At 66.6% G+C, this 19,109-nt stretch carries 15 protein-coding genes, 1 pseudogene and 1 riboswitch; of the genes and pseudogenes, 11 read left to right on the top strand and 5 right to left on the bottom strand.

All coding sequences use genetic code 11. From position 1 onward, the window contains the following. The first annotated feature begins 61 nt into the window (after positions 1-61). Positions 62-280, top strand: coding sequence for a hypothetical protein (locus ABQZ09_RS03935; RefSeq protein ID WP_349776164.1), 219 nt, complete (start codon positions 62-64; stop codon positions 278-280). On the opposite strand, the gene ABQZ09_RS03940 is transcribed toward ABQZ09_RS03935, so the two are convergent. Continuing rightward, the gene (locus ABQZ09_RS03940; protein ID WP_349776165.1) at positions 277-3,846 is read right to left on the bottom strand and encodes a hybrid sensor histidine kinase/response regulator; all 3,570 of its coding nucleotides are present in this window, start codon (positions 3,844-3,846) and stop codon (positions 277-279) included. The two genes, ABQZ09_RS03935 and ABQZ09_RS03940, sit on opposite strands and share 4 nt — an antisense overlap. Positions 3,847-3,942: 96 nt before the next feature. Between ABQZ09_RS03940 and ABQZ09_RS03945 the strand changes: the two genes are divergently transcribed. The 4 genes from ABQZ09_RS03945 (at position 3,943) to ABQZ09_RS03960 (ending at position 6,444) form a co-directional block, all read left to right on the top strand. After that, complete coding sequence (locus ABQZ09_RS03945; RefSeq protein ID WP_349776166.1) at positions 3,943-4,599, top strand: YceI family protein; 657 nt, start codon at positions 3,943-3,945, stop codon at positions 4,597-4,599. Further along, positions 4,596-5,159 carry a cytochrome b gene (locus ABQZ09_RS03950; RefSeq protein ID WP_179454375.1) on the top strand — a complete coding sequence of 188 codons (564 nt, stop codon included), beginning with the start codon at positions 4,596-4,598 and terminating at the stop codon, positions 5,157-5,159. Before ABQZ09_RS03945 ends, ABQZ09_RS03950 begins: the two co-directional genes overlap by 4 nt. A 9-nt stretch (positions 5,160-5,168) precedes the next feature. Next, entirely contained in the window at positions 5,169-5,738 is a 570-nt protein-coding gene (locus ABQZ09_RS03955; RefSeq protein ID WP_349776167.1) for a YceI family protein, read from the top strand. A gap of 130 nt (positions 5,739-5,868) precedes the next feature. Next, entirely contained in the window at positions 5,869-6,444 is a 576-nt protein-coding gene (locus tag ABQZ09_RS03960; protein ID WP_228333991.1) for an excalibur calcium-binding domain-containing protein, read from the top strand. Between the two features lie 94 nt (positions 6,445-6,538). On the opposite strand, the gene ABQZ09_RS03965 is transcribed toward ABQZ09_RS03960, so the two are convergent. Then, a complete protein-coding gene (locus ABQZ09_RS03965) occupies positions 6,539-6,772 on the bottom strand; it encodes a glutaredoxin family protein (RefSeq protein ID WP_047697417.1) in 234 nt (77 codons plus the stop codon). Positions 6,773-6,858: 86 nt separating this feature from the next. On the opposite strand from ABQZ09_RS03965, the gene ABQZ09_RS03970 reads away from it, so the two are divergent. Further along, complete coding sequence (locus ABQZ09_RS03970) at positions 6,859-8,241, top strand: L-serine ammonia-lyase (protein WP_349776168.1); 1,383 nt, start codon at positions 6,859-6,861, stop codon at positions 8,239-8,241. Between the two features lie 508 nt (positions 8,242-8,749). Next, positions 8,750-9,757 carry an alpha/beta fold hydrolase gene (locus tag ABQZ09_RS03975; RefSeq protein ID WP_349776169.1) on the top strand — a complete coding sequence of 336 codons (1,008 nt, stop codon included), beginning with the start codon at positions 8,750-8,752 and terminating at the stop codon, positions 9,755-9,757. 197 nt (positions 9,758-9,954) lie between these two features. Here the strand turns inward: ABQZ09_RS03975 and ABQZ09_RS03980 are convergent, their stop codons facing one another. Genes ABQZ09_RS03980 through metX form a run of 3 tightly spaced genes read right to left on the bottom strand, consistent with a single transcriptional unit; the run spans position 9,955 to position 13,285 of the window. Continuing rightward, positions 9,955-11,043, bottom strand: a complete 1,089-nt coding sequence (locus ABQZ09_RS03980; RefSeq protein WP_228314185.1) for a homoserine dehydrogenase family protein — start codon at positions 11,041-11,043, stop codon at positions 9,955-9,957. Continuing rightward, complete coding sequence (locus tag ABQZ09_RS03985) at positions 11,040-12,257, bottom strand: O-succinylhomoserine (thiol)-lyase (RefSeq protein WP_228314186.1); 1,218 nt, start codon at positions 12,255-12,257, stop codon at positions 11,040-11,042. Before ABQZ09_RS03985 ends, ABQZ09_RS03980 begins: the two co-directional genes overlap by 4 nt. Continuing rightward, the gene (gene metX / locus ABQZ09_RS03990) at positions 12,254-13,285 is read right to left on the bottom strand and encodes a homoserine O-succinyltransferase MetX (RefSeq protein WP_228314187.1); all 1,032 of its coding nucleotides are present in this window, start codon (positions 13,283-13,285) and stop codon (positions 12,254-12,256) included. Before metX ends, ABQZ09_RS03985 begins: the two co-directional genes overlap by 4 nt. Positions 13,286-13,356: 71 nt before the next feature. Beyond that, positions 13,357-13,477, bottom strand: a riboswitch (SAM riboswitch). Positions 13,478-13,606: 129 nt separating this feature from the next. On the opposite strand from metX, the pseudogene ABQZ09_RS03995 reads away from it, so the two are divergent. The 4 genes and pseudogenes from ABQZ09_RS03995 to ABQZ09_RS04010 all read left to right on the top strand — a co-directional run. Then, a pseudogene (locus ABQZ09_RS03995) lies at positions 13,607-14,515 on the top strand (M23 family metallopeptidase); the annotation flags it as partial. A 125-nt stretch (positions 14,516-14,640) separates the two neighbouring features. Then, on the top strand, positions 14,641-16,245 hold the full coding sequence (locus tag ABQZ09_RS04000) for a peptide chain release factor 3 (RefSeq protein WP_184556586.1): 1,605 nt from the start codon (positions 14,641-14,643) through the stop codon (positions 16,243-16,245). A gap of 75 nt (positions 16,246-16,320) precedes the next feature. After that, positions 16,321-16,965 (top strand): PAQR family membrane homeostasis protein TrhA, encoded by a 645-nt coding sequence (gene trhA, locus ABQZ09_RS04005; protein ID WP_039413436.1) that lies wholly within the window; start codon positions 16,321-16,323, stop codon positions 16,963-16,965. 54 nt (positions 16,966-17,019) lie between these two features. Next, positions 17,020-18,975, top strand: a complete 1,956-nt coding sequence (locus ABQZ09_RS04010; protein ID WP_349776170.1) for an AsmA family protein — start codon at positions 17,020-17,022, stop codon at positions 18,973-18,975. The last annotated feature ends 134 nt before the right edge of the window (positions 18,976-19,109 follow it).

Consider the following 19,109-nt stretch of genomic DNA (forward strand, 5'->3'; position numbering starts at 1 on the left):
CAGGCCATCGCTGGTGGTGGCCCACACATAGCCTTGCCGGTCCTGCGTCAGTGCCAGCACCATGCGCGACGGCAGCCCCTCGGCCGGGCCGAACCGGCGCATGCGTGGCGTCTCGATCTGGGTCACCGCCGCCGCATCCATGCCGATCAACAGCACCATCGCAGCAAGCACGAACAGCACTCCATTCTTCATCGTCATCCCTGTCCCGGCCATTCGCACGGTTGCGCGTACTCCCGCGCCGGACTTCACTGTACCTGCTCTGCCGTCTCTGGCGTTCTAACCGTGAGTGCCGCCGCCCTGCGCCTCCTCGGCGTCGGCGAGCGCGCGTGCCAATGCAGTGGCCAGCAACTCACCGGTCACCGGCTTGCGCAGGAAGCCGTTGCACCCGGCCGCCATCGCCTGCGGCTCCGCATCGGCATCGGCGCGCGCGGTGACGGCCACGATCGGAAAGCGCACCCCGCGCGCACGCAACTGCGCCACCAGCGCCGCGCCATCGATGCCGGGCAGGTCCAGGTCGCACAGGCCGGCGTCGAAGCTGCGCGTGCTCACCTCGGCCAACGCGGCCAGACCGTGCAGCACATGGGTCACCTGGTGCCCGCGCGTCTGCAGCAGGCCGATCATCACCTGCGCCACGGTCGGGTCGTCTTCGACCAGCAGCAGGTGCAACGGTGCCTGCTCGCTGGCCGGCACCGCACGTGCCGACGCCGCTGCCGCCATCGGCAATGCGGCCACCCAACCCAGTGGCAGCTCCACCACGAAACACGCGCCCTGCCCCAGTTCGCTGCTGACGCTCACCGCACCGCCCATGGCCGCCGCCAACTCACGGCAGATCGCCAAGCCCAACCCGCTGCCGCCATGCCGGGCCAGGGTCAATGCGCCTTCGGCCTGCTCGAATCGCTGAAACAGCCGCCCGCGCTGCTCGGCGCTCATGCCGGGGCCGGTGTCGCGCACCTCGACCCGAATCCCCTGGCCAGGACTGTGCGGCACCGCCAGCACGCGCAGGCGCACGCTGCCACGCTCGGTGAATTTGACCGCGTTGAACAACAGGTTGAGCAGGATCTGCTGCACCCGGCTGGCATCACCGTGCAGGGCCGGCGGCAGCGCGTCGTCCAGGTCGCACTCGAACGCCAGCTGCTTCTGCTCGGCACTGGGGCGCACCAGCTCCACCACCTGCCGGATCAACTGCCGCAGATCGAAATCGCGGTAATCCAGCGGCAGCTTGCCGGCCTCGATGCGGGCCAGGTCCAGGGCATCGTTGACCAATCGCAGCAAATGCTTGCCAGCGGACTGGATCGCACCGGCATAGCCCTGCTGGCGCGCGTCCAGCGGCGTCTGCAAGAGCAGCTCGCTCATCCCCAGCACCCCGGTCATCGGGGTGCGGACCTCATGGCCCAAGGTGGCCAGGAACCGCGTCTTGGCCAGCGAGGCCTGCTCGGCCAGCTCGCGCTTGTGCTGCGCCAGCTGCCATTGCGCACGCATGCGCACGCGATGCCGATAGGCCGCGGCCAGCAGCGCACCGAGCAACAAACCCAGCATGCAGATCAACGCAATGCCCACCTCGCTGCGCCACCAGGGCGGCAACACCGTAAACCGCAGCGATTGCACCTGCGAGCGGTTGCCCAGGGGGTCCAGCCCCTGCAGCATGAGCTGATAGTTCCCGGCGGGCAGGCTGGCAAACTCGCGAAGCCCCGCGTTGCCCGAGGTCTGCCAGTCGGTATCGAAGCCTTTCAGAAAGCTGCGATAGCGGTTGGACAGTGGGTCCCTGTACGACAACAGGCGCATCACCACTTGCAACTGGCGGTCGCCAGGGCCCAATTGAAACGGGCGATCCATCGGCAATGCGATACGTGCACCGTTTCGTAGCACGCTGACGTGCTCCAACTGCAATGCGGGAACGACCGGTGCGACATCCGGCATCGCCGTATCCAAAAGAACGGTGGAGCCATCGGCGGTCGCGCCAATCAAGGTCTCGCCCGACATCAGCAGGCAATGCTGGATGAACTCCTGGCTGGTCAATCCATCGCGCGTCCCGATGTTACGCACACGCGCCGGCGTCACCGAAGGGTCGATTCGCCACAACCCTCGCAAACTGGAAACCCAGACCCGACCGCTCGGGTCGATTTGCATCGCCGAGGCGTCGAAGCCGGTCAGTCCTTCGGCTCCGCCAATGTGGCGCACGCGCGTCCAGCGCGCGCCCACCTTCTGCCACTGTTCCGCACCGGAGGCGCGATATAGCCACACGCTGCTCGGCGATTGGGTCGCAAACGCCTGGATCGGTGTTCCCTGCAGACCTGCCACGGGCACAAAACGCGTCGAGGCCTCGTCCCAGGCGAACATGCCGCCCTCGCCAGCCGCCCACACGCGCCCGTCGGGTCCCTGCTGCAGTTGCTGCACGGCAACGTCGGTCAGGCCATGCGGATCCTGGGCGGTAATGCGCTGCAGGATCCGTCCGCTGCGCAGATCGCGTTGCTGCAGCATGTCGATGAAGGTCATCCACACGGTGTCACCTTGTTCGGTGATCCACTCGGCCGCAGACAGGCCCGATGCCGGATCGGGACCATCCGACGGCCAGTGCTTGAACTCTCCGGTCACCAGGTCCATTCGTGACAGACCGAAGGTCAGGTTGCCCAGCCACACGCGCTGCAGCCGATCCTCCAGCGCCGACACCAGCTCCATGCCTTTGAGATGAGGCGACTGCAGACCGGTCTGATACTTGTCACCCGTCCCGGGGTCCGCGCGCAGCAGGCGGCCATCCGCATCGACTTGCCAGAGGCCCCCAGAGCGAGTCGCGGGCGCGAGATTGCAATAAATGGCATCGCCATTGGGCGAGGCCGGCGTGAGCACCGCGCTTCGCTTCCAATCTGCAGGAAGATACCCAAGGCCAGCACCGTGTATCGGAACCCACAGCCCACCGTCGGCAGCGCCGAACAGGCCGATGACGTTACGACGAGACAAGGACCCTTCTCCACTCAGGACCGGGACAGGTGGGCGGTTGCCGCGCGTGCGCCACAAACCCCGTCCGCTTCCCAACCAGAACTCGCCGTCTGGCGCGGCAACGGCCCCCCAAAACTCGTTGCCGCTGCCGAACATCGTTCCCCAGGACAGTGGCAGCCACTGGTCATCGGGCCCCCTGATGTGCAGCCCTGATTCGCTTCCCAGCACCAAATGATTCCCGGTCCACTGCAGGCCGAAAATGGTGGCCTGCCGATTGGACTCGCCCGGCACGTATTCGCGATGCAAGGTCTTCCCGTCGTAGTACGCCAGACCGCCGCTCGTCCCAATCCACAAGCGATGCTGCGCATCCGCCGCCAGGTTCATCACCATGGCCTGATCGAGGCTGCCCTCCACGCTGCCGAGGTCCACCGAGGACATCGCCCCGCTTGCCGTGATGCGAACCAGCGCGCCGGTAGTGGTCCCCGCCCACAGATCGCCATCGAAGGACGCGATGCTGTAGATCTCCCCCCCTTTCAACAAGGGATAGGCCGCGGCAGGGTAGTGCTGAAAACGGCTGCGATCCGCGTTCATGACACTTAGCGTCTTGCCGCATCCGACCCAGATCCTGTCATGCGCATCGATGTGCAGCGCCTGGACCGCGTTGCAGGGCAGCGACCCGGAATCGGCTGGGTCGTGACGCCAGGTTCTGAATCCTGCGCCGTCGTAGCGCACCAGGCCGTCCAGGGTCGCCAACCAGAGATAGCCGGCACGATCCTGGGCGACGGCCACCATCATGGTCGAGGGAAGCCCCTCGCTTGGACCGACGATGCGGAACCGCGGCACCTCCGGGATCTTGGCCGAGCACGGCAAGACACCCAGCAGCAAGACCAGCACCAGCAACACACCACGCATGCAGGAATCCCTTCCTCGTCCAGCCGGCATGCTCGCAATGGATCGTTGCAAGCGCAAGCCGCGCGCGTGCCGCCGGGATGTGTCTAGAATCCGCCCATGACGCCTCTTGCCCGCCTGCTGCTCCTTCCCGCCCTGGCATTGACCAGCCTGGCCGCCACCGCCGCGCCAGTGCGTTATGCACTGGACCCGGTGCACACCCGGGTGCTGTTCGCGGTCGAACATGCCGGGTTTTCCAAGGCGTTGGGCACCGTGTCCGGTAGCAGCGGCACGCTGGTGTTCGACCCCGAGGACTGGGCGTCGGCACGGCTGGACGTCAGCGTGCCGCTGCAGCGCGCCGACCTGGGCGATGCCAAATGGAACCAGGCCACCCTGGCACGCAACCTACTCGATGCCGAGCGGTTCCCCGACGCGCATTTCGTCTCCACGCACGTGGAAACCAGCGGCGAGAACCGTGCCAAGGTCACCGGCAACCTGACCTTGCGCGGCGTCACCCGCCCCGTGACCCTGGACGTCACCCTCAATGCGCTCAAACGCCACCCGCTGCCACCGTTCCGCCGCACCGCCGGGTTCTCGGCCACGGCCACGCTGAGCCGTGCGGCGTTCGGCGTGGATGCGTGGAAATCGATGATCGGCGACACGGTCGAACTGCGCATCGAAGCCGAAGCCGTCCGCGAAGGACGTGCCGACGATGACGCGGCGCCACCGCCCGCCACCTACCCAGCACCGCCCGCCAGCCAGGAATCCGGCACATGACCCTGAAGAACATTGAACGCTGGGGCGGCATCAGCCAGGCCCTGCACTGGTTGATCGCAGGTCTGATCCTGGTCCTGGGCATCGTTGGCCTGACCATGGGCGAGCTGCCCAAGACACCGAAATATTTCTGGGTCTACACCGCGCATAAGTCGCTCGGACTGACCGTGCTGGCACTGGTGATCGTACGGCTGGGCTGGCGGCTCCATGCGGGGGCGCCGCCACCGGTGGCAGGCACGCCGCGCTGGCAGGAACGCATCGCCGGGCTGACCCACTGGCTGCTGTACGCCATGATCTTCGCCCTGCCGCTGTCCGGGTGGCTATACGACTCCAGCAGCGGCCTGCGTCCGTTCCGGTGGTTCGGCCTGTTCCCGGTGCCCAAGCTCAGCGCGCCGGACGAGCAACTGCGTGCCACCTCCCACGCCATCCACGAGTGGGGCTTCTGGCTGCTGATTGCCGTGGTGCTGGCACATGCCGGCGCTGCGCTGTACCACCATCTGTTCCAGCGCGATGCCACCCTGGTGCGGATGCTGCCGCGCGGTTGGCTCTCCCCCAAATCCTGAGGAATTCCCATGACGTCCAAGCTGTTCGCCTCTCCCTTGCTGGTCGCCGCGTCGCTGGTCGCCACCTTCGCCAGCGTGCCGGTGCTGGCGGCCGACTATGTCCAGGCCCCCGGCTCGACCCTGGTGTTCGCCAGCAAGTACGACGGGGAAGTGTTCATCGGCAAATTTCCCGGCTTCGACACCACGCTGAGTTTCGATCCGGCCAATCTTGCCGGCGCCAAGCTCGATGTGCGCATTCCGCTGGCCGGCGCGATCAGCGGCAACAACGACCGCGACTCGACCCTGCAGGGGCCGGATTTCTTCAATGTCACCAAGTTCGCCACCGCACGCTATCGCGCCGACAAGTTCCGCGCCCTGGGCGGCAACCAGTACGCCGCCGACGGCACCCTGGAACTGCGTGGCGTCAGCAAGCCGGTCACGCTCACCTTCACCTGGACCCCCGGCGCGCAGCCGGTGCTGGCCGGCAAGGCGATGGTCAAGCGGCTGGACTTCGGCGTGGGCAGCGGCGACTGGGCCGACACCAAGACCATCCCCAACGAAACCGCGATCAGCACCAAGGTCGTACTGAAGGCGAAGTAACGCCGCAGGCCGCAACCGGACGCGGCCACTGAGCGGCGGGCCACTCGTCGGGTCCGCCGCTTTTTTCTGCCCGTGCGTCGGATGACACCGCAAGACAGCTAGACTCGGCCACCACTTCAGGACGCCGACGATGCGCACCCACGGAACCTTGACCCGCTGGAATACCGACCGTGGGTTCGGCTTCATCACGCCCGCCCACGCCGGGGATGACGTGTTCGTGCATGTCTCCGCATTCCCACGCAGCCCGGAGCCGCCGCGGGTGGGCGAGTTGATCTCGTTCGAAACGGAACCGGGTCCCGACGGCCGCCGACGCGCAGTGCGCATCATGCGCGCCGCTGGGCATGGCGCCAGACCCGTCCGCTCCACGCCACGCGCGGTCTCGCCCACCAATCCCGCACAAGGGCTGAGCCTGGGCAAGGTGCTGCTGCTCATGCTGCTGGTCGGTGGCGGCGCAGTGGCCTATCAGCAGCGCGATCGGCTGGCCAACCTGGTTGCACCGACAGCGGTCGCCGACCAGACACCCGCACCGTCACGCACGCCAGCGACCGCCGCTGCGGCATCGCCGCAGTTCAGCTGCGCAGGGCGCACGCATTGCTCGCAGATGACCTCCTGCGCCGATGCCAGGTACGTATTGCAGCACTGCCCCGACACCCGGATGGATGGCGACGGCGATGGCGTGCCTTGCGAAGACCAGTGGTGCCGCTGACGCGAGCAGACCTGGCCGGCCTCGCCGTCAACCAGCTTCGCCGTCGCCCCTTGCGCTGCCACCTGCAGATCGTTGCGGCGCCGGATCGGCTGGCTCAGCTGCCGGCGCCCTGCAGCCACGCCCGTAGCGTGGGTACATCGAATGGCCACGCCAGCTCGCGTCCGCGGGCATCGCGCAGCACCGGCACCCGCGCACCGTAAGCGGACTCCAGCGCCACATCGTCGTCAATGAACACGCTGCCGAACTCGCCCGCGCGCGCCTGCGCCAGCACTTCCACCGCCTGGTCGCATAGATGGCAATCGTCGCGCTGGTACAGGGTCAGAGCCACCGGACAGGTCTCATGTTGCGCTGCAGCCGTTCCGCAATCGTCGAGCGACTAGAATAGCCGGCTTTACGCTCACCTCTCCGGCACGCATGGCTGTCAGCACGTTCGACCTGTTCAAGATCGGTATCGGTCCGAGTTCCTCTCACACCGTAGGGCCGATGCGTGCCGCCGAGCGCTTCGTGCACCGGTGGTTGCTCGATGCCGGGCGCCTGCAGGACGTGGTGCGCATCCGTGCCGAAGTGTTCGGCTCGCTGGCCCTGACCGGCCGCGGCCATGGCACCGACAAGGCGGTGCTGCTCGGGCTGGAAGGCCATCGCCCGAACCTGATCGACCCGGACATCATCCCTGCCACGCTGGAGCGCATCCGCACCAGCAAGCGCATCACCCTGATGGGCCAGCACGCGATCGGCTTCGACGAAAAGCGCGACCTGCCGATGAACAAGCGGCAGAAGCTGCCTTACCACACCAACGGCATGCGCTTTACCGCCTACGACGCCAATGAGGCGGTGATCGCCACGCGCGACTACTACTCGGTGGGTGGCGGTTTTGTTGTCAATCAGGACGACGCTGCCGACGACCGCATTGTGGCCGACGAGACGCCGCTGCCCTACCCATTCCTCAGTGGCGACGAATTGCTCGCGCAGTGCGCACGCAGCGGCCTGAGCATCGCCGCGCTGATGTTCGAGAACGAAAAAAGCTGGCGCAGCGAGGACGAGATTCGTGCAGGCCTGCGCGAGTTGTGGAGTGCAATGCAGTCCTGCGTGGCGCGCGGCATCCGCGAGGAAGGCACGCTACCGGGCGGCCTGAACGTCTCGCGCCGCGCACCGACGCTATACCGCGAACTCTCGTCCAAACCCGAAGCGGCCATGCGCGATCCATTGACCACGCTGGACTGGGTCAACCTGTATGCGCTCGCGGTCAACGAAGAAAACGCGGCCGGCGGGCGCGTGGTCACCGCGCCCACCAACGGCGCAGCCGGCATCATTCCATCCGTCCTGCATTACTTCGACCGGTTCTGCGCCGGCGCCTCCGAGCAACGCATTTTCGATTTCCTGCTCACCGCCGCGGCCATCGGCATCCTCTACAAGGAAAACGCCTCGATTTCCGGCGCCGAAGTGGGCTGCCAGGGCGAAGTGGGCGTGGCCTGCTCGATGGCCGCCGGTGGCCTGGTTGCCGCACTCGGCGGCAATCCCGGGCAGATCGAAAATGCCGCCGAAATCGGCATGGAGCACAACCTCGGCCTGACCTGCGACCCGATCGGCGGGCTGGTGCAGATCCCGTGCATCGAGCGCAACGCAATGGGCGCGGTGAAGGCCATCAACGCCAGCCGCATGGCCATGCGCGGCGACGGCAAGCACAAGGTGTCGCTGGACAAGGTCATCAAGACCATGCGCGACACCGGCCGCGACATGCAGGACAAGTACAAGGAAACCAGCCGCGGCGGCCTGGCGGTAAACGTCATCGAATGCTGAGTCGGTCGTGGGCGAGAGTGGCACCCAGTGAGCGTTTGGAGTGTCGAAACAATCCACCACACAGATACGCGCCGATCTCCAGGCAAAAAGGTTTGCCAGGCGCGCGTCGATGTAAAGGCCCTTGTCTCGCAAGCAGGAGAGGGGCGCACAGCTCGAATCACGAAAACACCTGACGCGAACCGGTGCACTCCCCTCCTCCCGCAGTCAACAGAGGGCGCAGAGCGCCAACGTGGCAGCACTTCACGCGAACCGATCCACTCCCCTTCTCCCGCGCAGTCAGCACAGGGCGCAAAGCGCCAACGAGGACTGCACCTCGCGCGAACCGATCCACTCCCCTTCTCCCGCACGCGGGAGAAGGTGCGCGAAGCGCGGATGAGGGCAACAGGCATCGGCGCCTGCACTGGTCACCCACGCCATCGCCAGCAACGCGCCGGCAGCGCCCGCCAGACGTTACCCGGCTGTACGTCCCCACCACATCCCCGGCTGTACCGTCACAGGCTGGATTCGGATGGAGATCACGATGCAAAAGCGCGCTTGCACCCTCACGCTCGCCCTGGCCTGCAGCCCGCTGATGGCGCAGGAAGCCAGTTATGGTCCGCGCCTGGAAGGCTTCGACTACCCGCACCCGGTCAAGACCTACGCGTTCACCTCGCAACAGCAGCCGCTGGAAATGGCCTACCTGGATGTTGCGCCAACCGGCACACCCAATGGCCGCACCGCGGTGCTGCTGCATGGCAAGAACTTCTGCGCCGCCACCTGGGAAACCACCATCGCGGCCCTGAGCAAGGCCGGCTACCGCGTGATCGCACCGGACCAGATCGGTTTCTGCAAATCCAGCAAACCGGCGGCCTATCAGTTCTCGTTTGCGCAACTGGCCGACAACACGCATGCGCTGTTGACCAAGCTCGGCGTCGAACATGCGGTGGTGGTCGGCCATTCGATGGGCGGCATGCTGGCGATTCGCTATGCGTTGATGTACCCGCAAGCCACCGAACATCTGGCGCTGGTCGACCCTATCGGCCTGGAAGACTGGAAAGCCGAAGGCATCCCCTGGCGCAGCGTCGACGCCTGGTACGACAACGAACTGAAAACCAGCTTCGAGCGGATCAAGAAGTACCAGATGGACGTGTACTACGCCGGCCAATGGAAGCCGGAATTCGAGCGCTGGGCGCGCATGCAGGCCGGCATGTCGCTGGGCAGCGGCAAGCAGGCGGTCGCCTGGAATCAGGCACTGACCTACGACATGGTGTTCAACCAACCGGTAGTCTACGAACTGCCAAAACTGGCGGTGCCGACCACGCTGTTCATCGGCCTCAAGGACCGTACCGCCATCGGCAAGGACACCGCACCGCCGCAGGTCAAGGCGCGCGTCGGCGATTACACCACGCTGGGCAAGCGCGCGGCGGCCGCAATTCCGAATGCGACACTGGTGGAGTTCGCCGACCTGGGACATTCCCCGCAGGTGCAGGACCCCACACGCTTCAATGCCGCGTTACTCAAGGCGGTAACGCCGTAAGCAGCAGCGGCGGCAAACCACTGGCATGACCAACGCATCCTTGAAAGCAACAGCTCGCGCACCGGCGAGCTGCTGCTGGAGGCGCCTGCAATCGCGGCGTGCAACCAGGTCATCCGCGCAGTCGGTGACGCCATCGACCGCATGCGCGCCGACGATAGACCCAGGGGGAGCCGGCGCCGCCCCGCTTTCCCAACCCGCTACCCGGCCACGATCCGCAACACGTCATCCAGCAACGCGGCCGCCGTCACCTCGGCACCCGCGCCCGGCCCCTGGATCAGCAACGGCTGCGCGCGATAGCGATCGCTGGTGATGGCGACACGATTATCGGTGCCGGCACCACCTGCCAGCGGGTGGTCCAGCGCCAGCTCGCGCAGGCCCACGCTTGCGCCATGCGCGTCCACCCGACCGACAAAGCGCAGGCAGCGCCCTGCGGCGCGCGCCTGCTGCCAGCGCGCACCAAGCCCGGCATCCAGCGCCTCCAGCTGCGCATGCACCTCGCCCAACGGCACGTTGGCGAGGCCGGCAGGCACCAGCGATTCCACATGCACCTGCTCGGCCTCCAGCTGCCAGCCGGCCGCGCGTGCCAGGATCAACAGCTTGCGTCGCACGTCTTCGCCAGACAGGTCGATGCGCGGATCCGGCTCGGTGTAGCCGGCTGCCACCGCTTCACGCACGCAGCCGGAAAACGCACCACGGCCATCGTACCGGTGAAACAGCCATGCCAGCGATCCCGACAACACACCTTCGATCGAATGGATATGGTCGCCGCCCGCCACCAGCGCACGCACGCTGCTCAACACCGGCAGGCCGGCGCCCACGGTGGCACTGTCGCCGTAATGCGCGCCGGTGGCATGGCGCGCGGCCTGCAGCGCCTGCGCCCGCGCCAATGCCGTGCCCTGGCCCAACTTGTTGGCGGTGACCACATGGACGCCGCGGCCCAGCCATTCCACATGCCAGGCAGCCACCACGTCGCTGGCGGTCGCATCCACCAGCACATCGCCGGCACGCAGCGCCACTGTTTCTGCCCAGGGCTGCAACACCGTCTGCCCGCGCGGGGCGGCATTGGCCTGCTGCAGCGCCTGTTCCGCACTTACGCCACAGTCGTGGGCAATGCGCGAATTGGCCAGCCAGTCGAAGCGCGGTAACCGGAGCTGCCGCTGCTGCAACGCGGTGTAGCGCGTCACGAAGGCACGGCCTACGGTGCCGGTACCCAACAGGGCCAGGCGTGGGGTCGGGGTCACCGATGCGGCCGAAGCACGACGCGACGCGGGCAGCACGCTGCTCATGCGTCGACCTGTTTGCGGGCGGCGTTGGCCAGGGTCGCTTCGGCGCGCGCCAATCCGGCGCGCAGATCGATCAGCAGGTCTTCCGCCGATTCGATGCCGATCGACAACCGCAGCAACCCATCGGAAATCCCGGCCGCAGCGCGCGCTTCGGCGGTCATCGCCGCGTGCGTCATCGAGGCCGGATGCGCGATCAGGCTTTCCACCCCGCCCAGCGACTCGGCCAGGGTGAAATAGCGCAAGCCATCGACAAACGCGCGCACCGCCGCTTCGCCGCCGTTCAATTCGAAACTCATCATCGCGCCAAAGCCCTTCTGCTGGCGCGCGGCCAGCGCGTGGCCCGGATGTGCCGCCAGTCCCGGGAAATACACCTGGTTGACCACCCCATGCCCATCCAGCAATGCAGCGATCGCATCGGCGTTTTCCTGGTGCACGCGCAGCCGCGCGTCCAGTGTGCGCAGGCCGCGCAAGGTGAGAAAGGCATCGAACGGCGAGCCGGTCAGGCCCAGCGCGTTGGCCCACCACACCAACTGCTGATGCAGTTCGGCATCGCGTGCCACCACCGCGCCACCCACCACGTCGCTATGGCCGTTGATGTACTTGGTAGTGGAATGCAGCACCAGGTCGGCACCGAATTCCAGCGGCTTCTGCAGCGCCGGCGACAGGAAGGTGTTGTCCACCACGGTCAACGCGCCGACCTTCTGCGCCGCTTCGATGACAAAGCGCAGATCGGTGATGCGCAGCAGCGGATTGGACGGGGTTTCGATCAGCACCAGCTTGGGCGACTGCGCCAACGCATCGGCCAACGAACGCGGATCGGTGAGGTCGGCGGTGATCAGCGCGAAGTGGCCTTTCTTGGCCAGCGCATTGAACAGGCGCCAGCTGCCGCCATAGGCATCGTGCGGCACCACCAGCGTGTCGCCGGGCTGCAGCACCGCGTTGAGCACCAGGTTGATCGCGCCCATGCCGGTGGAGGTGATCACCCCGCCCGCGCCGCCTTCCAGTTCGGCCAGCGCTTCGCCAAGCAGGTCGCGGGTGGGATTGCCACTGCGGGTGTAGTCGTACTGGCGCTTGTTGCCGAAACCGTCGAAGGAGAAGTTCGACGACAGCACGATCGGCGGGGTCACCGCACCGTAGGCGGTATCGCGGTCGATGCCTGCACGCACGGCGGCGGTAGCGGCGGTACAAGGGGCGTCGGCAGGGTCACGAAAGCTCATGCGGTTTCTCCGGTGCTGCGAAGGGCAGTAGTGAGGATCGCGTCGATGCGATCGATTTCTTTCAGGAAGGCGTCATGCCCGTACGGCGAACGCAGCACGCGCAGGCTGCCGCGCGGGCCCAGGCCTTCGACCAGGCTGACCAGGTCGGCCAGCGGCACCAGACGGTCGCCTTCCACCGCCACCACGACGGTGGGCACGCGCATCTGCGCCGGCTCGATGCGGTGCAGGTCGATCGATTCGGACAGGCGCAGGTAAGCGGTGACAGGCGTGCGCGCCACGTACTGTGCGCCGGCGGCATCCAGATAATCTTCGGCCGCCACACGCACACGGCCATTGATCACTTCCGGCGGCGCGTCGAAGCGTTCGCTGAATTCTTCCGGCGTGCGGTAACTGAGCATGGCGAACTGCCGTGCCAGCGCCAGCCCATGATGCTCCGCGCATTGCAGCTGGCCCAGCGCCACCGCGCGACGCTGCAATGCGCGCCAGGCGGCCGCATACGGATGCGCACGATGCGCCCCGCTCACTGCAATCAAGGTGCCCACGCGGCCGGAATGACGGGTGGCAAACTGCAGGCCGACCAGCGCACCGTACGAATAACCGACAAAGCCGTGCAGACGCGCGATACCCAGCGCATCCAGCAACGCGGCAATCGCGTCGGCCTGGTCGGCGGTATCGATCGGCGCATCCAGCGTGCCATCGGCGCCAAGAAAATCGAACGCCAGCAACCGGCGCCGCGCCGGGTCCAGTGCACGGCCCGTGCCCACCAGGCCTTCCACCCAGCCCTTTTCGGCAAAGACCTCGCTGGCGGCCAGATGCCGGTGTGCCGAGATGCCGCCGGCCACGAACACCACCGGCGCAGTGGCAGCACCGACCAACTCGTAGCGCATGCGCACCTCGCGCATGCCGGCATGGCGCATCGGCAAGGACACGGCAATGTCGCCGCGCACAGCGAGCGGGCCGTCGATCTCGGCGGCGTGGGTGTCTGGAGAATCAATGGTGGTTGGCGATGCTGTGGTCACGAGGCTCATGGCGATATCCGGGGTGGATCGGCCATCGAGCTTCGCGGGAGCTCGCGTTCGACGTGCGGAAGGCACGAGTCGAACCATCTTTCGGCGGACGCGGAGGTCCCCGCAGGATTTGGCACCAAACGCGGGCGCTTGCGCGCTCCGCTGGCTGCCCCGGCATCAAAGGGCCTGTCCCTCCGCCGGTCTCGATGGTGAGGCAACGATGCCACCGGCCTTGCGCGATGTCAATCTCTTCATGCGGATGGAAAGATATATTTTCATCCGATACCACCGGGCACTGTGATGGGCGGCATACTTGCGCCCCCACCCGTCCAAGCCGATCGCGTGCCTCACCGCGTTTTTTACCCGTATTCGCCCGTGCGTGTGGCAGTGTGGCTGGCCGCATTGCTGAGCGCTGCAACGGCTGTCCAGGCGCAGCAACGCTGGCGTTGGGGCAGCGGTGCGACCATGAACCCGCCGGCCGCCATCCCGGCGCCGACCGGCGCTGCCCCGACCGGCGCCGGCCCGGCCCTGCAGCTGGAATGGCAGGCGCCGACCTATCTGGCGTGGGTGACCAATCCGCTGGACGGGCCGGCGCAAGTGCGCCTGAGTGCGCCACCCACCGACGACTATCGCGCCGTGCCGCAGCTGCCGCAGACCCTGTCGCTGGCCGCACGCGAGCGTCGCCTGCTCACGCGGCTATATCCGGCCAGCAACCAACGCACGCTGGACGGGCTCGGACTCAAGCTGGACCTCGTGCCCGGCGATCCGCGCGCCCAGCCCCAACCGGTGCACTACCAACTGCCGTTCCGCGACGTGCCGATCCTGGTGGATCAGGGGTTTGGCGGCCAGTTCAGCCACGCCGATCTGCCCAACTGGTACGCCGTGGACTTCGCCCTACCGCAGGGCACGCCGGTACTGGCGGCGCGCGAGGGCGTGATCATGGAGGTGCGCCAGGACGTGAGCGAGGGCCATGCGCACGACCCACGTGCCGGCGGCGGCAACCTGGTGCGGGTGCTGCACGCCGACGGCAGCATGGCGCTGTACGCCCATCTGGCTCCGAACGGGGTGGAAGTGCGCGCCGGCCAGCGCGTCGGCACCGGCCAGCGGCTGGGTACCTCCGGCAATACCGGCTACAGCACCGGTGCGCACCTGCACTTTTCGGTGCAACGCAACGCAGACCTGCAGCTGGTGTCGGTGCCGTTCCGCATGCTGGGCCCGCAGGGCGAACTGCAGTTTCCCTCCCCCGCCCCCCTGAGCGGCCTTGCACCGGGCTCACCCGCCTCCGGCAGATCACCCGGCAGGGCCTGCCCGCCGAAGCCGCTATAATCACCGGCTTCCTCAGTTTCCGCAGGCGTCCGACCGGGCGCGCCCAGCCCATGTCCGAAGTCTCCAACGAAGCCGCGCGCCGCCGCACCTTCGCCATCATTTCCCATCCCGACGCCGGCAAGACCACGCTGACCGAAAAGCTGCTGCTGTTCGGCGGCGCGATCCAGATGGCCGGCTCGGTGAAGGGACGCAAGGCCGCCCGCCACGCCACCTCGGACTGGATGGCGCTGGAAAAGGAGCGCGGCATCTCGGTGACCTCCTCGGTGATGCAGTTCCCGTACGAGGGCAAGATCGTCAACCTGCTCGACACCCCCGGCCATGCCGACTTCGGCGAGGACACCTACCGCGTGCTCACCGCGGTGGACTCGGCGCTGATGGTGATCGATGTGGCCAAGGGCGTGGAAGAACGCACCATCAAGCTGATGGAAGTCTGCCGCCTGCGCGACACCCCCATCATGACCTTCATCAACAAGCTCGATCGCGAGGGCAAGAACCCGATCGAGCTGCTGGATGAAGTGGAAACCGTGCTCGGCATCCAGTGCGCACCGGTCACCTGGCCGATCGGCATGGGCCAGCGCCTCAAGGGCGTGGTGCACCTGATCACCGGAGAGGTGCATCTGTACGAACAGGGGCGCAACTTCACCCGTCAGGACTCGACCATCTTTCCGTCGCTGGATGCACCCGGCCTGGCCGAAAAGATCGGCGAGCAGATGCTGGCCGAGCTGCGCGATGAGCTGGAGCTGGTGCAGGGCGCAAGCAATCCGTTCGACCTGGAGGCCTATCGCGCCGGTCAGCAGACGCCGGTGTTCTTCGGCTCGGGCGTCAACAACTTCGGTGTGCAGCCGCTGCTGGACTTCTTCGTCGAACACGCGCCGCCGCCGCAGGCACGCGACACCACCGGCCGCCGCGTCGAAGCGACCGAGGCCAGGCTCAGCGGCTTCGTGTTCAAGATCCAGGCCAACATGGACCCGCAGCACCGCGACCGTGTGGCGTTCATGCGCGTGTGCTCGGGCAAGTTCGCCGCCGGCATGAAAGCCCTGCACGTGCGCAGCGGCAAGGACCTCAAACTCGCCAACGCGCTGACCTTCATGGCCTCCGACCGCGAGATCGCTGCCGAAGCCTGGCCGGGCGATGTCATCGGCATCCACAACCACGGCACCATTTCCATCGGCGACACCTTCACCGAAGGCGAATCGCTGTCGTTCACCGGCATCCCGAACTTCGCGCCGGAACTGTTCCGCCGCGCGCGCCTGCGTGATCCGCTCAAGCTCAAGCAATTGCAGAAGGGTCTGGCGCAGCTGTCCGAAGAAGGCGCCACCCAGTTCTTCCGCCCGCTGATGAGCAACGACCTGATTCTCGGCGCCGTGGGCGTGCTGCAGTTCGACGTCGTGGCCTACCGCCTCAAGGACGAATACGGCGTGGATGCGATCTTCGAGCCGGTGAGCGTCACCACCGCACGCTGGGTGCATTGCGACAATGCCAAGAAGCTCGAGGAGTTCCGCGAAAAGAATGCCGGCAACCTGGCCGTCGATGCGGCCGGCGAGCTGGTCTACCTGGCACCGACCCGCGTCAACCTGCAGCTCGCGCAGGAACGCGCACCGGACGTGCGCTTCTCGGCCACCCGCGAACATGCGCATGCCAAGGCAGTCGATTGACCCGCGCTTGAACTTTCGCAAGCGTACGCTACTGCCTGCAATGCGAATTGCGCGCAGTTGCGGTACCTTTTTGGCATGAATGCAGACGCTTCCCCCTCGACCGACCTGCGCGACGAAATTGCCAGTGCCGTGACCCACGGCTTGGGTGCCATCGCCGCCCTGGCGGGCGGCTCGGTGCTGATCACCCTGGCCGCCATCTATGGCGATGGCTGGCAATTGGCCACCTCCATCGTGTTCAGTGCCACGCTGGTGCTGCTCTACGTCGCCTCCACGCTGTTCCATGCCATTCCGCATCCAGGCGCCAAGGCGCGCCTGCAAGTGCTCGATCATTGCGCGATCTATCTGTTGATCGCCGGCACCTACACCCCGTTTACGCTGATCAATCTGCGCGGCCCATGGGGCTGGGGCCTGTTCGCCGCGATCTGGACGATTGCCGCGGCAGGCGTGATCTTCAAGCTCTTTTTTACCGGGCGCTTCCGGTTGCTGTCGACCATCCTGTATCTGGCGATGGGCTGGCTGATCATCGTGGCGATCCAGCCCCTGCTTGCCTCGGTCGACACCTGGTCGCTGTGCTGGCTGCTGGCCGGTGGGCTCTTCTACACCCTTGGCACGTACTTTTATCAACGCGATACGCAGCGCTACTTCCATGCCATCTGGCACCTGTTCGTGCTTGCCGGTAGCGCTTGCCACTTCGTTGCGGTGATCGAACAAGTGGTGTGATGGCGGCGTGGCGCGTTCGCGCCCCGTGCACGAGGCATCGCCAACCATGCGCACGTGAACAACGTGCCCCCTGCCACTGCTGCCCACGCCTCCCGCTCACCGCGTCGCCGCCGCTGGCTGATCGGGTCCGGCATCGTTGCCGCCATCATCGTGATCTTCGTGCTGGTGTTCGACTGGAACTGGCTCCGCGGCCCGGTCGAACGCCTGGTCAGCGCCAAGACCGGTCGCGAGTTTCGGCTGGGGCACCTGGATGTAGACCTGGGCCGCACCACCACGGTCCGCGGCGAGCGCATGCGGCTGGGCAATGCATCCTGGTCCAAGCGTGGCGCAATGGCGGAAGTGAATGCTGCCGAGATCGATGTCGAGCTATGGCCGCTACTACGCGGCAAGGTGCGCCTACCGGAGATTCGTCTCGAGCAGCCGTCCGTCCTGCTGGAAGCAGGCAACGACGCGCATCCGGGCAATTGGGTGTTCGACCAGAACGATGGCGACGGCAGCATGCCGCGCCTGGGCCGTCTTTCGGTCAGCAACGGGCGGCTGCAGTACGTCGACGATGCCAACCGCTCGGACATTGACGTGGCAATCAATAGCCTTGCCCCCCCTCGCAGCGACCAGCGCGCCGCACCGATCGGCATCGATGGCAAGGGCCGCTGGAAGGGCTACCCGTTTACGTTGAAGGGCGATACCGCCTCACCGCTGGAGCTGAGCCAGAGCGAACACCCCTTCCGCATCGATCTGCGCGGCAGCGCTGGCGCCACCCGTACGCATGTGCGCGGCACCTTGACCAACCCGTTCCAGTTCCGGGTGTTCGATCTGCAGATGGCGCTCAGTGGCCAGGACATGGAAGACCTGTACCCCCTGACCGGCGTGGCCATGCCGTCCACACCGCCCTACACCCTCGACGGCCGCCTGCGCCGCGATGGCGACGTATGGCGCTACGAAAAATTCACCGGCACCGCTGGCGACAGCGACCTGTCCGGCACTGCCGAAGTGGACCTGCGCAACAAGCGTCCACTGCTGCGCGCCGACCTGGCGTCCAAGCGACTGGATTTCGACGATCTTGCCGGTTTCGTCGGTGCACCGCCCAAGACCGGTGCCAACGAGTCGGCCAATGCCGAGCAAAAGAAGCAGGCCGCGCAACTGGCCGCCAGCGCGCGCGTCCTGCCCACCACGCCCTACGACCTGTCCAAGCTGCGCGCGATGGATGCGCAGGTGCGTTGGCGCGCGCAGCGCATCAATGCGCCCTCCTGGCCACTGGACGACATGGATGCGACGCTGAAGCTGAAGGACGGTCTGCTGCAGCTGGACCCGCTCAACTTCGGCGTTGCCGGTGGTGACATCCGCTCCACCATCCGCATGGATGCGCGTAGCGAGGTCATTACGACCCAGCTGAAAGCCGGCATTCGTGGCATCCGCCTGGATCAGCTGTTCCCCGATGCCACGCTCGCCAAGCAGGCCTCCGGTGCGATCGGCGGCGAGTTGGACCTGCGCGGTCGCGGCAACTCGATCGCTGCGATGCTCGGCACTGCCGACGGCTCGATCGGCGTTGGCATGGGACGCGGCCATGTGGGCAACCTGATCATGGAACTGGCGGGCCTGGACATTGCCGAATCGCTGAAATATCTGGTCACCAAGGACCGCCAGATTCCGGTGCGCTGCATCTTCGGCGACTTCGGCGTGCAGGACGGCCTGATGCAATCGCGCGCACTGGCCTTCGACAGCACCGACACCATCATCGTCGGCGAGGGCACCATCAGCCTCAAGAACGAGACGCTCGACCTGCTGCTGCGCCCGCGCCCCAAGGACCGCAGCATCCTGAGCCTGCGCTCGCCGCTGCGCATTGCCGGCACCTTCAAGGACCCCAGCTTCCGCCCGGATTTCAAGGCACTTGGCGTCCGCGGCGCCATTGCGGTGGTGCTGGGCAGCATCGCGCCACCGGCGGCGCTGCTGGCGACCTTCGAGCCCGGCCCAGGGCAGGACAGCGATTGCGGCGGCAAGTACGCGCAGTAACAGCGAGCAAACGAACGGCGGTACAGTCGTCGACATCACGACACATGCCTGCAACCGGGCGATGCAAGCCACGCCCGGTGCCATCCTGCCATCGTCAGATACGCCGCCAATCAGCAGCATGCCTCAGGCGTTCA

Source organism: Xanthomonas sp. WHRI 6106 (assembly GCF_040202405.1).
GTDB lineage: Bacteria > Pseudomonadota > Gammaproteobacteria > Xanthomonadales > Xanthomonadaceae > Xanthomonas > Xanthomonas cannabis.